At 67.7% G+C, this 13,352-nt stretch carries 12 protein-coding genes; 5 read left to right on the top strand and 7 right to left on the bottom strand.

Translation table 11 applies throughout. The annotated features are described in order from the left end of the window. Nucleotides 1-61 precede the first annotated feature (61 nt). Nucleotides 62-1,039 (bottom strand): hypothetical protein, encoded by a 978-nt coding sequence (locus tag ASF52_RS17445; protein ID WP_156630197.1) that lies wholly within the window; start codon nt 1,037-1,039, stop codon nt 62-64. A gap of 177 nt (nt 1,040-1,216) precedes the next feature. Between ASF52_RS17445 and ASF52_RS17440 the strand changes: the two genes are divergently transcribed. The 4 genes from ASF52_RS17440 to ASF52_RS17425 all read left to right on the top strand — a co-directional run bounded on the left by ASF52_RS17440 (nt 1,217) and on the right by ASF52_RS17425 (nt 5,396). After that, the gene (locus ASF52_RS17440; protein WP_156630195.1) at nt 1,217-2,410 is read left to right on the top strand and encodes a glycosyltransferase; all 1,194 of its coding nucleotides are present in this window, start codon (nt 1,217-1,219) and stop codon (nt 2,408-2,410) included. A 66-nt stretch (nt 2,411-2,476) separates the two neighbouring features. Beyond that, entirely contained in the window at nt 2,477-3,271 is a 795-nt protein-coding gene (locus tag ASF52_RS17435; RefSeq protein ID WP_056174632.1) for a 2OG-Fe(II) oxygenase, read from the top strand. After that, on the top strand, nt 3,249-4,130 hold the full coding sequence (locus ASF52_RS17430) for a hypothetical protein (protein ID WP_056174630.1): 882 nt from the start codon (nt 3,249-3,251) through the stop codon (nt 4,128-4,130). Before ASF52_RS17435 ends, ASF52_RS17430 begins: the two co-directional genes overlap by 23 nt. Nucleotides 4,131-4,433: 303 nt before the next feature. Beyond that, the gene (locus ASF52_RS17425) at nt 4,434-5,396 is read left to right on the top strand and encodes a hypothetical protein (RefSeq protein ID WP_156630193.1); all 963 of its coding nucleotides are present in this window, start codon (nt 4,434-4,436) and stop codon (nt 5,394-5,396) included. A 260-nt stretch (nt 5,397-5,656) separates the two neighbouring features. Here the strand turns inward: ASF52_RS17425 and ASF52_RS17420 are convergent, their stop codons facing one another. Continuing rightward, on the bottom strand, nt 5,657-7,708 hold the full coding sequence (locus ASF52_RS17420; RefSeq protein WP_056174628.1) for a methyl-accepting chemotaxis protein: 2,052 nt from the start codon (nt 7,706-7,708) through the stop codon (nt 5,657-5,659). 713 nt (nt 7,709-8,421) lie between these two features. Between ASF52_RS17420 and ASF52_RS17415 the strand changes: the two genes are divergently transcribed. Beyond that, entirely contained in the window at nt 8,422-8,670 is a 249-nt protein-coding gene (locus ASF52_RS17415) for a hypothetical protein (RefSeq protein WP_056174627.1), read from the top strand. 54 nt (nt 8,671-8,724) lie between these two features. Here ASF52_RS17415 and ASF52_RS17410 read toward each other — a convergent pair whose 3' ends face one another. The 5 genes from ASF52_RS17410 to ASF52_RS17395 all read right to left on the bottom strand — a co-directional run bounded on the left by ASF52_RS17410 (nt 8,725) and on the right by ASF52_RS17395 (nt 13,201). Further along, complete coding sequence (locus ASF52_RS17410) at nt 8,725-9,126, bottom strand: STAS/SEC14 domain-containing protein (protein WP_056174626.1); 402 nt, start codon at nt 9,124-9,126, stop codon at nt 8,725-8,727. Between the two features lie 31 nt (nt 9,127-9,157). Next, nucleotides 9,158-9,307, bottom strand: coding sequence for a hypothetical protein (locus tag ASF52_RS22720; protein WP_156368854.1), 150 nt, complete (start codon nt 9,305-9,307; stop codon nt 9,158-9,160). 178 nt (nt 9,308-9,485) lie between these two features. Continuing rightward, nucleotides 9,486-9,983 (bottom strand): YciE/YciF ferroxidase family protein, encoded by a 498-nt coding sequence (locus tag ASF52_RS17405; RefSeq protein WP_056174624.1) that lies wholly within the window; start codon nt 9,981-9,983, stop codon nt 9,486-9,488. A 175-nt stretch (nt 9,984-10,158) separates the two neighbouring features. Further along, nucleotides 10,159-12,021 carry a glycoside hydrolase family 15 protein gene (locus ASF52_RS17400; protein WP_082515368.1) on the bottom strand — a complete coding sequence of 621 codons (1,863 nt, stop codon included), beginning with the start codon at nt 12,019-12,021 and terminating at the stop codon, nt 10,159-10,161. 22 nt (nt 12,022-12,043) lie between these two features. After that, entirely contained in the window at nt 12,044-13,201 is a 1,158-nt protein-coding gene (locus tag ASF52_RS17395) for a Gfo/Idh/MocA family protein (protein ID WP_056174622.1), read from the bottom strand. Nucleotides 13,202-13,352: the final 151 nt, after the last annotated feature.

Genomic DNA, 13,352 nt, shown 5'->3' with positions numbered 1-13,352 from the left:
GAGTTCCACCTGAATGGGACGTTCAGGCAATGAACAAGCCCATGAGCCGGCTTGTTTTTTCTCAGTAATGGATTTTCCACTCGTCGTAGCGCTCGTCGAGGGCCGCGAGGTCCTCGAAGCGGTAGCGGTAGCGGTGCTGGTTGGCGCCGCTCTTCTCGTAGTGCGTGTGGAACTCGACGGTGTTCACGTTCTCCGTATCGCACTGGCACGAGGAGAACGGACAGGGGGCGGGCCCATCGCGCAGGGTGATCTCGGGTGATTCGGCGAGGTTGCCGAGCGAGCCGTGGTACTTGCCCATGCCGCAGGGGGTGACGACGCCCATGGGGTCGATGAAGATCGCCCGGTAGCCGGCGTTGCAGGCGCCGGGGCGCTTGGCGTTGAGCAGGTATTCGTAATCGTGCCGCGAGTAGATCATCGCCTTGATCTGCGCGCGCTCCGCGTCCGAATACGCCTGCGGGTACCACTTCTCCTGGTGGGGGCCGACGAAGGGCTGGATGAACACGTCGACGCCCCGCGCATTGAGGCGGGCCTTGTAGTCGGCCAGCACGTCGAGCGCCTCGGGGAAGGCCACCATGATGACGGCGAAATCGTAGCGGCGGTTGAACTCGGCCGCCTTGTCGAACCACGCCTCGTGGTCCTTGATCTGCTCGGGGTGGAAGCTCGCCACCATGGCGATCTTCGCCTCGTCGAAGCCGACAAAAGTCTTCTCGAACTGCGGCACCGACAGGGTGAGGTTGGTGATGAGGTTGAGGGCGTGGAGGTTCGGGCTCTGCGACAGGGTGCGGGCGCCGTCCACCAGATCCTTGGAGACGAAGAACTCGCCGCCGACGCCGATGCGGATGTTCACCGCGTAGGGCAGCTGGGCGATGTTGTGCATGACGCGGCGGTAGCGCGCGGGGTCCCACTTCGAGGTCGGCGGCTTCTGGAACGTGGTGCCGTGGCCGGCGACGCAATAGGAGCAGGCGAGGTTGCAGGTGGGGTAGTCGGTGTAATACCGGATGTTGAGGGGCGGCAGGGCGACGGCGGCCTGCGGGGCCACTCCGGGGGCCTCCGCCGGGACCAACTTCGCCGCGGGTTTCGCGAGGAAACGCGAAAACAGGTGTTGCATCGGTCCTCGGTCCCTCGTTCGGTCCCCGTCGCTACAGGGCGCAATGGCCGAGAATGTGGCGGTGCGCTATAGGGCGCGTCGATTGTTGAGCCGCTGAAAGTTCCGCGCGTGTCGAAAAAGCCCGTGATCGCCTTCGTGCATCAGAACATTCCGGCGCAGTTCCGCAACCTCGCCCCCGCGATGGCGGCGGCGGGGAACGACGTCTACTTCATCACCGCCGGGCAGGGCGAATCGATGGGGACGAAGCGGGTCCAGTACCAGATCGACGTGAAGAACGAGCTGCCGGTGATGGCGCACTTCACCTACGCGCAGAAGGTGACGAAGGCGCTCCTCCACCTCCAGACCGAGCTCAAGGTGGTGCCGGACCTCATCATCGGCCACGTGGGCTGGGGCGAGCTCCTCTACGTCAAGGACCTCTACCCGAAGGTGCCGGTGCTCGGCTATTTCGAGTGGTATCTTCGCGCGAAGCCCCTGGCCGACTTCGAACCGACCGAGCCCGTGGACCGCGACGCGCCGTTCGTGTTCCGGATGAAGAACACCGCCAACGTGATGTCGGCCGAGCTGTGCGACGCCGGCCTGACGCCGATGCACTATCAGTACGCGAGCTATCCGGCCTCGATCCAGAAGAAGCTCAACGTGATCCACGACGGGATCGACACGGTGTCGATCCGCCGCCCGGCCCGGGGCAAGCTCACCCTCCCCGACGGGCGCGTGCTGACGAGCGCGGACGAGGTGGTGACCTATGTGGGGCGCGGGTTGGAGCCCCTGCGCGGCTTCCCCACCGCCATCCGGGCCATCGCCGAGCTGTGCAAGACCCGGCCGAAGGCGCATTTCGTGATCATCGGGGCCGACGAGCCGGCCTACGGCAACCCGCTGCCCAACGGCGAGACCCACCGGCAGCGCCTGCTCGCCGAGCTGGAGATCGATGCGACCCGCGTCCACTTCCTCGGGCGGGTGCCCTACACCACCTTCCTCGACGTGCTCTACGTGAGTTCGGCGCACATCTATCTGACGTACCCGTACTTCCTGTCCTGGTCGATGCTGGAGGCCATGGCGGCCGAGTGCCTGGTGATCGGCTCGCGCACGCCCCCGGTGGAGGAGGTGATCGTCGACGGCCACAACGGCCTGCTCGTCGATTTCCACGATGCCCACGCCCTGGCCGAGCGGGTCCGCGCCGTGCTGGAGCGCCCGCGCGACTACGACGCCATCCGGCTGGAGGCGCGCCGCACCATCCTGGAGCGCTACGACCTCCACGGCCACTGCCTGCCGCGCCAGAAGGCGCTCATCGCCTCCCTCCTGTAAGCCGCCACGATTCCGCCACGGCGCGGACCGACATCGCTTGCCCCACCCTTTCGAGACATCGCGTCGATGCTGAACCTCTTCAAGCGAGCGGCCCCGGCTCCCCTCCCCCCTGTGGGCGAGCCCTTCTTCAAGTTCGAGGACGCGTTCCTCCAGGAGAAGGCAGCGCATTACGCCGCCGGCTACAACGGCGCGCACCCATTCCCGCACGTGGTGATCGACGACTTCCTGCCCGCCGACGTGGCCGAGCGCATCCACGCCGCCTATCCGGGGGTGGACGATCCGGTGTGGTTCGACTGGAAGGCGGGCGATACGGTCAATCAGCCGAAGAAGCTCGGGGTGCGCCACGCCTCGCGGATGGAGGGCGCGCCGCCGCTCATCCATAACATGTGCTACGCGTTCAATTCCTACACGTTCCTGCACTTCCTGGAGACGCTGACGGGCCTGAAGGACCTCATCTCCGACCCGTGCCTCAACGGCGGCGGCATGCACCAGATCCTGCCGGGCGGGAAACTCCGGGTGCACGCGGACTTCAACATGATCGAGCCGTTCGGGCTCTACCGGAAGCTCAACGCCATCCTCTATCTCAACAAGGACTGGGACGAATCCTGGGGCGGCGACCTCCAGCTCTGGAACCGCGACGCCACCAAGTGCGAGGCCCGGGTGATGCCGCACTTCAACCGGCTCGCGGTGTTCAGTACCCTGTCGACCTCGCATCACGGCCACCCCGAGCCGCTGGCCTGCCCCGAGGGGCGCACCCGCAAGTCGCTCGCGTTCTTCTACTACTCCCGTCATCCCGAAGAGGGCGATGCCACGCCCCGCACGGTGCAGTGGAAGAAGCTTGAGGAGGCGACCCCTGTCTGAGGCCCTGCCGCCGCTCACGGGGCGCTATCCGGAGTTCCTTCTGGCCGAGCGCGCCCGCGCCGCCGTTTCCACGGACTTGCGCGAGCGGGCCCGCTACGACGTCGAGACGCGGCCGTTCTACCTATTCGGCCTGCTGACGGCGGCGGATGTCGCGCGCTTTTCAGGAATAGACCACGTGGCGGCCATTGAGTTCGGCGTCGCCGAGGGCGCAGGCCTGCGCGCCCTGTCGGAGCTCGCCGCAAAGGTGACGGCGGTGACGGGCGTCCGATTCACCATCTTCGGCTTCGACACCGGAGCGGGCCTGCCGTCCCTGGTCGATGTGCGCGACCATCCCGAGATTTGGCAGGCGGGCGACTTCCCGACCCGCGACCCCGAGGCGCTGTCGGAGCACGCCACCATGGTGTGGGGCGACATCGCCGAGACCCTGCCGGGCTTCATCGCGGGGCTGACGCCTGCGATGCCGGTGGGCTTCGTCAGCGTCGATGTCGACATCTACCGCTCCAGCGTCGACTGCCTGACCTTGTTCTCGGGGGCGAAGGCCGATTGCCTGCTCCCCGTGGTGCCGGCCTATTTCGACGACACCATCGGCGGCCCGGCCCGCATCGGCAGCCTGTTCCGTAACCGCTGGTGCGGGCAATTGCTCGCCATCGACGAGTTCAACCAGGGCGCCTCGGCATCGCGAAAGATCGATACCTTACGCACCCTTCGCTACCGGCGGCCCTTCGTCGACGAGCCCTGGCTCGAACAGATGTACGGCCTCCACGTCCTCGACCACCCCCTGCGCCAGCCCGGCGCGACGCGTCCGGCCTTGAGCATCGGCGGTCACGCGGCCGAGGACCGGATGATTTGGCCTCTATGAGGTGACTTGGCCTTTGTAAGGTGACCTGGCCTCTGTGAGATGGTTCGGCCTCTCTCGGATCAGCCCGTCCCCTCGAGCGGATCGGAGCGGCCATCACGACGTGGCCCCCGAGGCTCGACCGCCAAGGCTTGGCCGTTCTGCTCTGGGGTTGTAGAACGGGGCAACAGGAGTAGCCCCCGCGTGTCGCATCCGTTTTCCCGGCGTCCCGATTGGACGGGATTGTGCGACGAGCTCTTCGGATTCGGCACCGGTGTCAGCCTCGATCCGGGTCCGCAGGCGCGACTTCGGTCGTACGTTCGGAGCTTGGCACCGGCCGCGCGCCTCGATGCCTCGCTCTGGAGCGACTATGCCGAACTCTACGGCGAGAGTCTCGCCGACCTCGCCGGCGACGACCCCGTGCGTGCGGCGCGTGTGGAGGAACGGCTCTACGCGACGCCCCTGACCCATGGTTTCCTCCAGGGCCACATGGTCCACGAATCCCTCACGTCCAATCCGGCGGCGCGCCTCCATGTCGGACGGATCATCCTCGATCGGCTCGTACGCCTCTCGGAGGCCGTCGGTGCCGGGCGGGTCCAGAGCCGTGAGCACGGCCAGACGCAGTTCGTCCTCGACGGACTCGATGCCCTGTTCGCAGCCATCGAGGATCGGATCGGGAGCGACCTGACCCCGCCCCGCCAGGCCGGCGAACTGTTCGGCGTCCAACTCGCCAAGGGCACGTTTTCCGATCGGCACTTCGACGGGATCTATGGGGCTTTGCGCGCCCACCGGATCGCCCGCGATTTCGGGATTCGGTCCCCTGCACTCCTCGAGATCGGTGGCGGCTCCGGCCACCTTGCCTATTACGCCCGGCGGATGGGCTGCGAGCGGTTCGCCATCATCGACCTGCCGCCGGTCCTCGTGCCGCAATACATCCTGCTCGCCACCGCGTTCGGAGCGGACGTGGTCGGCTTCGGCCACCGAAGCGAGCCCGGTATCGCCCTGGTGAACGCCTACGCGGGAGGCGCAGACCGGTTTGCCGATTGGGATGTGGTGATCAACATCGACAGCATGCCCGAGATGGCGCCGGCGGATGCCGGACGCTACCTCGACCGTATCCGCCCCGGCGGCCTGTTCCTCAGCATCAATCAGGAATCCGCCGTCCAGAACGGCGACCACCGCCAGAATGTCGTCGCGGACCTCGCCCGCGACCGTGGGTTCCGCTGCCACGCCCGCATGCCGGCCTGGCTCCGCACAGGATGGGTCGAAGAAGTCTTCCAGGCCCCTTGACGCGGACCTGAGACCCGGATCGATCCTGGGTCTCGGCCCTCGACGTGCCGAAGGCCCCCGATCTGGGGTATCGAAGGATCGGGACGTCGATCGAGAGCTCCCGAGCAGCCAATTCTCGGCACGGGGTCTCATACCGCCTCCGGTTGGTCATCTCGGATCGAACGGTCGCGTCGGTGCTCCCTCTCCTTCCAGGAGAGGGGACCCGCGTTTCACCACCCTGCCGAACTGATCAAGCGGAAAGCGTATCGTTCCCGTTCGGTTCACGCCGCCCGCACGGTGGCGAGGAACCCGTCGACCTCGGCGCGCAGGCTCGTGGCCTGGCGGGCGAGGTCGCTGGCGGCGGTCAGCACCTGGTCCGAGCCCGAGCGGGCGGACTCCGCCGCCTCGCTGACGCCGGCGATGTGGGTCGAGACCTGGCGGGTGCCGTCAGAGGTGAGGATTGTTGTGCGGGCGATCTCCTGGGTGGCCGCGTCCTGCTGCTGGACCGCCGCGGCGATGTCCTGCGACAGGGTGCTGAGGCGTTGGATCACCGTGGCGATGCCCCCGATGGTCTCGACGGACGCCGAGGTGGAGGCGGTGATCTCCTGGACCTTGGCGGCGATCTCCTCGGTCGCCCGGGTGGTCTGGTTGGCGAGTTCCTTCACCTCGGCGGCGACTACCGCGAAACCTCGGCCGGCGTCGCCGGCCCGCGCGGCCTCGATGGTGGCGTTGAGGGCGAGCAGGTTGGTCTGGCCGGCGATGCTGGAGATGAGCCCGACGATCTCGCCGATGCTGCCGGCCGCCGCCGCGAGGCGGCGCACGTCCTCGCCCATGCGGGCGGTGTCGCGCTCGGCCTGGGCCGCCACCGTGGCGGAAGTCTCGACGCGAGTGCCGATCTCGCGCACGGAGGCGCTGAGTTCCTCCGTCGCCGCCGCCACCGTATCGGCGCTGAGCGCCGCATTCCGCGAGGTGCTGGCGACGGCGCCGCTCAAGGTCGAGGTGTCGTTGGCGGCCTGTGACAGGGCGTAGGCCGCGGCTTCGAGCTGGGCCGAGGCCGCCGAGACCGCTTCGACGATGCCGCCGGCCCGCGCCTCGAACCCGTCGGCGAGGGCGAGCATCGCCTGGCGCCGCTCGGTCGCCGAAGCGTGCGTCAGCTGCTCGGACTCCGCACGGATGCGCCGGCCCTCGCTCAGGCTGTCGCGGAACTCGGCGGCCGCGCGAGCGATGGCCATGACCTCGCGGGGGCCTTTCGTGGGAAGCGGGCCGGCATCCGCGCCGCGCCCGATGGCCGACAGGGCATCGGCGATCCGGGTGAGCGGACGGGCGATGGCGGTGCCGAAGCCGAAGGCGACGAGGCAGGACAGGGCGAGGGTCGCCAAGCTGGCGCTCAACCACAGGACGGCGCTACGCTCCACGCCCGAACGTGCCGCTGCCGCGGCGCGCCCGAGATCGTCGACGAGTCGATCCTCGATCCCCTTGAGCGCGTCGATGCGCTGCGTCGCGGCGGTGAACCAGCCCGGTGCATCGGTGATGCCGAGGGGTTGGCCCGGGATCGTCGCCAGGACGATCGCCCGCTGGCGCTCGACCTCCCGGGCCGCCGGGCTCGTGGCGACGGCGTCGAGGAGTTCGGCCTGCGCGCGATCGGCGGCGAGGCGGAACAGGGATTCGTGGATCGCCTGACCGGCGCCGAGGGCCGTCAGCCTTGAGAACCCCGGCAGATCGAGCTGGCCGCTGCCGATGATGGCGGCCCCGGTCGCGCGCTCCTGGCCGGCGAGCTCCTTCAGGGACAGGAACGACGAGTAGGCCGAGACCCGTGCGCTCAGGGCGGCGTCGTCCGCGACCTGGGACATGTCCCGAACGAGGTCGAGGGCCTTGCCGATGAGATCGGTGTAGGCCGCGAGGTTCTGGGCCGGGCTGCGGGCGAGGGTGTCCACCGCCTGACGGTGCGCGGCGAGACCCTCAAGGGCGGTGGCGAGGGTTCTGCCCCTTGGGGCGAGTCCGCCGGCGGCGCCCGTCTCCATCGAGCCGTAGCTCGTCATGAGACGCTCGCGGCTTGCATCCGTTCGGCCGCGCTGGGTGTCGAGTTCGGCGCGGAACCGGGTACCCTTCGATCCGAGATACAGGCTGGAGGCGCCGCGTTCGCGCTGGGCCTCGTGCACGAAACCGCCGGCATGACCCGCGAGGCCGAGAAGGCGCTCCACCTCGACCATGCGGCCGCGCTCTTCGATTCGCCCGGAGAGCGCAATGCTCGCCACCACGGCGAAGGCGAGGCACGGCGCCAGGGCGACGAGGAGAATTCGGCCGCGGAGGGACGAGAGAACGGAACCGAGCATCGGAGCAACCCAGGAGAAGAAATCCCGCTCTGACTGCATTACGAATGTAAACGTCGTGTTTGCGCACGATGAAATGCCTAATTTTTAATCCTAATTGATGCAAACTTCATCGCACGTCGAGGCGAACAATACTGCGAACCGATGCTTCGTTTTGGTTGTGATCCACGGATTTGACTCGCTACATGATTGCGTGCGGTGCGGTTTCAGTGATGAACCTTGGTAGCCGTGCGGGTGGGGATGGCCCGCGACTCGCGGATGGCGTGCGGCCAAGGTCCGAGGAGGACCACCCACGGGGCCGTGCGGACCGAGCGTGGCCGATCGGACCATCGCAGCGTGCCTCCCGGGGCAGACGTCGCCGCGACCGGCGATGGTGGAGACGCGTGCCAGTGGCCCGACCCGTCGGTCCGGTCGACCGGCCCGAAAATGCCGATCGGGTTACCGGAGTCTGGGATTTGCCGCCTCTGAGAAGAAAAACTTTCGCCTCGACCAAGTTATTTTTGCATTGAAAATTAACGAAACCCTGGGGAATGCGCGGGGAGCATGGCTCAAGCCAATCTCTCCTGTGCTCTGCAATATAGGATCGGCGCTATAGTTGATCCGCGAACCCGGCTCGGCGCTATAGTGCGCTGCAAAAACAGCATACCGCACCGCACAAAAGCGTGGTCTAATCACTCCATCGGGCGGCATCGAGCTGCTCAAACGGAGATTTTCCCATGCGCGCCATGACCGCCCTCACCCTCGCCACCCTCGTGTCGGCCGCTTTCGTGTCGGGCGCCGCCGTTGCCGGCGAGGCGACGTACCTGACCCCGCCGCTCTTCCGCGAGCAGGCCCGCGACACCCAGAAGGTGCGTCGTGTCAGCGACCTCACCACCACGCCGAACCTCGTGGTCGTGGCAAAGCCCCTCAACGCCGCGCGCACCATTCAGATCGTGGCGGATGCCGAGGCGACCGCCGCTCGCTAAAATCCCATCCGATGCGCGGTCCGACGCGCACCGGACGGGTCTGAGGGGCAGCGTCTAAGCCTTGGTCGTCGGCGCGTTCGCGAGCCAGGCCCAAGCCGCCCCCTCGTCCGCGAGATCGAAGGTTTTCGTCTCCACCGGCATGACGAAGCCTGACAGGTCGATCATCGCCTTTGCGAAGGCCGGCGCACCCACGACGACGTAGCGCCGGATGTGCGCCAGCGAGCGCGCCTTCACGCTCGCCGCGTAGCCGTCGAAGGTCGCGCCGAGGTCGGAGCCCTCGTAGTTCGACATCACGATCAGCATGTCGATGGTGTCGAGGCTCTTCATGGCCTCGTCGGTGACGGCCGACATCCACTCGATATCCGGCTTTGTGATCCGGTCCTTGATCTCGAAAGCCAGAAGATCCGGGCGCGGTGATTCACGCCGGATCACCGAACCGTCCGGTGCACTGTTCATGAACTCTGCCTCGTCTCTCGGGCGGGGGGCGTCAGCTCGGCTGTTCTTCGGTCTTCTCGATCTCCGGATCGTCCTCCTGCGGGATCGCCGGATGCGGCTCGCCCTTGGGGGGCTGCTGGGGGGTGGGCTGCGTCTGGTCCGACTTCGTCTCGGACGCGTCGTGGGTCTCGCCTGGGCTCATGGTGCTCTCTCCCGCTGAAATGCAGAGACCAAGCCGCGACGCTCGGGTGTGTTCCCGGCTTTCGCCTGTGACCGACACGGCAGGGGCTGAACGCCGGAAGGGCCGGGCGCCGGAAGGGCCGGGCGCCGGGCCCGACCCCATTCGTGACGTAGGACCCCGGCGACCGCGACGGTGATCGTCAGGCGGTCGCGACCCCCTGCAAGCTCTCGGCAAGGTGGCTCGCGAAGGCGTCGCCCTTGTAGATCTCCGAAACGGCCTGCTTGAGCTTGGCCTCGTCGTCGGACTTGCCCAGCGCCTTGGCGTAGGCGGCGGCGGACCCGAAACCAGCGAGGCCGTAATGGGCCATGCGCTGATACTGCGCGATGATCACGATATCGCGCAGCTTGCCGTCCTGCGGCGCCTCCTCGCCGGCGTGCTTGCGCGCCTCGCTGACCAGACCCTCCATGCCCTTGCAATGCTCGGGCTCGACGGTTCCGCCGCATTGCTCGATGAGCGCTTTGAGAATGCCCGTGTGCTTGTTGATGCCGTCGACCGACCCGTCCAGCATCTGCTTCAGCGTCCCGTCGCTGGCCTTCTGGCTGAGCTGCTGGACGACACGGACCATCTGGTCGTTCGCCGACCAGCTGTCCTTCAATTCGTCGAGATAGACGTCTTTCAAGCTGCTGGGTGCCGACATGAGGAATCTCCCTTGGTTTCCTCCATCAACCGCACCGGTCCGCGAACGTTCCGGGCAATAAACGGCCTCCTCCAACGTGTTTTGATTGCTGCGTTGTTCGACGCCGCGGATCGATAAAGCCTTTCTTGCCTGATTTAACCTATGTCTAAGTGAATTTGTCCTGCATCCGGATGCCTCACAGGCGGAACCGGACCGGGTCCGCCCGGTCGCCCCCGAGGGTGCAAGCGGCGTGGATCAGCGCGAGATGGCTCAGGCCCTGGGGCGTGTTGCCGAGGCCGTCCCCCGTCACCGGGTCGACCATCTCACTCAGGATGCCGACGCCGGGCGGCAGGGCCCCCAGGACGGCCGCGAAGGCGACTTCGGCCTCGTCCTGGCGCCCGAGTTCGGCCAGGGCCTCCGCCACCCAGAACGAGCACGCGAGGAACGCCCCCTCCTCCCGCTCCGCCCCGGAGTAGCGGTAGAGGAACGGGCCATGCCCGAGTTCGGCCCGCACGGCGTCGAGGGTGGTCGACAGCCGGTCGCGCCCGTCGAAGCCGAAGCGCACGGCCAGGGCGATGGAGGCGTCGAGGCGCTCGGTTCCGGGATAGAACGTGTAGGCGCCCCGCGTCTCCGACCAGCAATGCGCCTCGACCCAGGCGGCGATGCGGTCGCGCTCGCGCTTCCAGCGCGGCACGCAGGTCGAGGGGAGGTGCCCGGCCTCGGCGAGCTCGACGGCGCGCGCCAGCCCCTGCCAGGCGCTGATCTTCGACATGGTGTAGTGCTGCGGCTCGTGCAGTTCCCAGATGCCCGCATCCTTCTGCCGCCAGCGATCGGCGCTCTGGTCGGCGAGCCCGGACAGAACCATGGCGCTGCGCTGGTCGAGGATGTTGCCGTCGGCGACGAACAGGGCCGCCGTCTCGAAGATGTCGCCGTAGATCCCGTGCTGGTGCTGGAGCGCGGCGCCGTTGCCGACCCGTACCGGACGGGAGCCGCGATAGCCGGGCAGGTCGAGGGTCTGTTCCTCGGGGCCGACATCTCCGCACAGGGTGTAGAGAACCTGCGGGCCGTGCCGATCGAGGCGGTTCATCAGCCACGAGAACGCCGCCTTGGCCTCCGGCATCGCGCCCACCCGCAGGAAGGCGTTCACCGCGTAGCCGGCATCGCGGATCCAGGCGTAGCGGTAATCGTAGTTCTTCGGGCCGCCGATGCGCTCGGGCAGCGAGGTGGTGGCCGCCGCCGCGATGGCGCCGCTCGGCGAGTACAGCAGCAGCTTGAGCGCGAGCGCGCTGCGCCGGACCGCGTCGCGGTACGGACCCGCGTAGCGCAGGCTCTCGGCCCAGGCCCGCCAGGCACCGTCGCTGATGTCGATGCGCCGGTCGATCTCGTCCATCGCCGGCACGCCCAGGGGCTCGTCCTCGCCGGCGAGCAGCGCCACCGTGGCGCGCTCGCCCGCCGTCAGGGTCACGGTCGCCGCGATGGTGCGGTCCGCCTCCTCGGTGATCGTGACGTTGTCGCTGCACCGGAACAGGCCGAGGACCGGGCCGACATGGAACACGCAGCCGTTGGGGGTCGGCTGCAGCCACGGCGAGGCGGTGTCGCCGCGGGTGCCGAACACCGCGCGGATGCGGAAGGTCATCGTGCCTGAGAGCACCTCGATGCGGCGGGCGAGCTCGCACCAGGGCAGGCGTCCGGCCGTGGAACTGTTGAGCGACTCGGTGAGCCGCGCCCGGCCCGTGTCGGAGGCGAACACCGTCTCCAGTACGTTGCTGTCCTGGCGGTAATGCCGCGCGACGCGGGTCGCGCCCTCGGGAGTGATCTGGAAGTAGCCCCCGGCCTCCGGGTCGAGCAGGCTGTCGAACAGCGGCGGCGAGTCCATCTCGGGCACGCACCACCACGCGACGGTCCCGTCCGGCGCCACGAGGACCACGGACCGGCCGTCGCCGAGGGCGGCGTAGTCCTGGATCGGAACCTCAGCGCCGGAACTCCGCCCTGATTTATCCGCGCGGTCCGGGTCGCCGCTCGTTCCCTCGTGCATGGTCGAATCGCGTTCCAGAGTCATCGTCGGGGTCCGGCGGGGGCGGTCAGTTCTTCGGGACTTTGTCCTTGCCCTTGCCCGGGTTCGAGGTGTTGACGAGCGCCGGTGATTTCTGGGCGCGCAAGGTCTCTTCCTGTGCCTTCGTATCGATGCGCTTGGTGCGGGTGAACGGTTCGAGGGCCACGGGGCCGCCGGTCTTCAGGGCCTGGACGATGCCCTCCAGCACGCGCACGTCGGCGTAGCCCTCCTCGCCGTCCGGCTCCGGCTCGCGATCCTCGAGGATGCAGTCGGAGAAGTACTTCAGCTCCCCGCCGAAATGGTCGGTGTTCTTGAAGCTTGCGTGGCTCTTCGATTCGCCCAGGGTCACGGTGTGTTCCAGGGGCTTGCCGTACATGTAGGCGGGATTGACCTCGACGCTGCCCTTCGTGCCGACAACCGCGTAGGTGTCGAGGGTGTTGCCGTAATAGGACAGGACGAATTGTGCGAGGCGGTTGCCGGGAAAGCGCAGGGTGACCGCCACGGTGTCATCGAAATCGCCCATGCCCGCATCCGGGTGCCGGACGCCCACCGCCGAGACCACCTCCGTCGGCTCGTCGCCGAAGACGTAGCGGGCGGCGTTCACGGGATACGGCCCCATGTCGAAGATCGGGCCGGCCTCGACGCCGTTCCGGGCCCGGTGGTTCTCCGGCGAGACCATCTGGGTGAAGGTCGAGGAGAAGGTAAGGAGGTCGCCGAGCTTGCCGGAGCGGATGAGATCGATGGTCGCCAGGGTGGCGGGCTCGAAATGCAGGCGGTACGCCACCATCAGCTTGGCCGGCGAGGTCTCGGCGACGTTGAGGATCGCGCGGCACTTCTCCGTCGACACTTCCAGGGGCTTCTCGGCGAGCACATGGATACCGGCTTTGAGGGCCGGGATCGCAAACTCCGCATGGCGCCAGTTCGGCGTCGCGAGGTAGATCGCGTCGATGGTCCCAGAGGCGAGGAGTTCGTCGAACTGGTCGTACGTGTAGGAAGCGGTGACGCCGTACTGCTTGCCGACGCCGGACGCCTTTTCGGGGTCGCCGGTGACGAAGGCCACCACCTCGGAATTGCCCGTGTGGGCAACGCCGGGCAGCATGGCTTCCTGGGTGATGTCACCAAGAGCGACGAAGGCGTAGCGGACCTTTTTGCCGGAGGTCAGACCGAGGGCCGAGGCGATGCTCATGCGGGTCTCCAAACGAGGGCGAGCGAAGCGTGGGGATCGAGCCGGGCGGGGCGTCGCACCCGGGCCGCAGGAGGCGGCGCACGGGCAGTCAACGGAGGCCCTCCTCGATCGTTGCTGGGGGATACGATCCGCCTCAGGTGACGATCCGTCC

Origin of the sequence: Methylobacterium sp. Leaf112, from assembly GCF_001423295.1 — a bacterium.
Lineage (GTDB): Bacteria > Pseudomonadota > Alphaproteobacteria > Rhizobiales > Beijerinckiaceae > Methylobacterium.
Note: the sequence above shows the minus strand (reverse complement) of the source record. Positions and strands in the feature narration are given on the sequence as shown.

Coding starts and splice junctions, on each gene's coding strand:
- ASF52_RS17435 (WP_056174632.1), top strand. CDS start 2,477: ATGCTGAACCTCTTCAAGCGAGCGGCCCCGGCTCCCCTCCCCCCTGTG.
- ASF52_RS17420 (WP_056174628.1), bottom strand. CDS start 7,708: ATGCTCGGTTCCGTTCTCTCGTCCCTCCGCGGCCGAATTCTCCTCGTC.
- ASF52_RS17415 (WP_056174627.1), top strand. CDS start 8,422: ATGCGCGCCATGACCGCCCTCACCCTCGCCACCCTCGTGTCGGCCGCT.
- ASF52_RS17410 (WP_056174626.1), bottom strand. CDS start 9,126: ATGAACAGTGCACCGGACGGTTCGGTGATCCGGCGTGAATCACCGCGC.
- ASF52_RS22720 (WP_156368854.1), bottom strand. CDS start 9,307: ATGAGCCCAGGCGAGACCCACGACGCGTCCGAGACGAAGTCGGACCAG.
- ASF52_RS17405 (WP_056174624.1), bottom strand. CDS start 9,983: ATGTCGGCACCCAGCAGCTTGAAAGACGTCTATCTCGACGAATTGAAG.
- ASF52_RS17400 (WP_082515368.1), bottom strand. CDS start 12,021: ATGACTCTGGAACGCGATTCGACCATGCACGAGGGAACGAGCGGCGAC.
- ASF52_RS17395 (WP_056174622.1), bottom strand. CDS start 13,201: ATGAGCATCGCCTCGGCCCTCGGTCTGACCTCCGGCAAAAAGGTCCGC.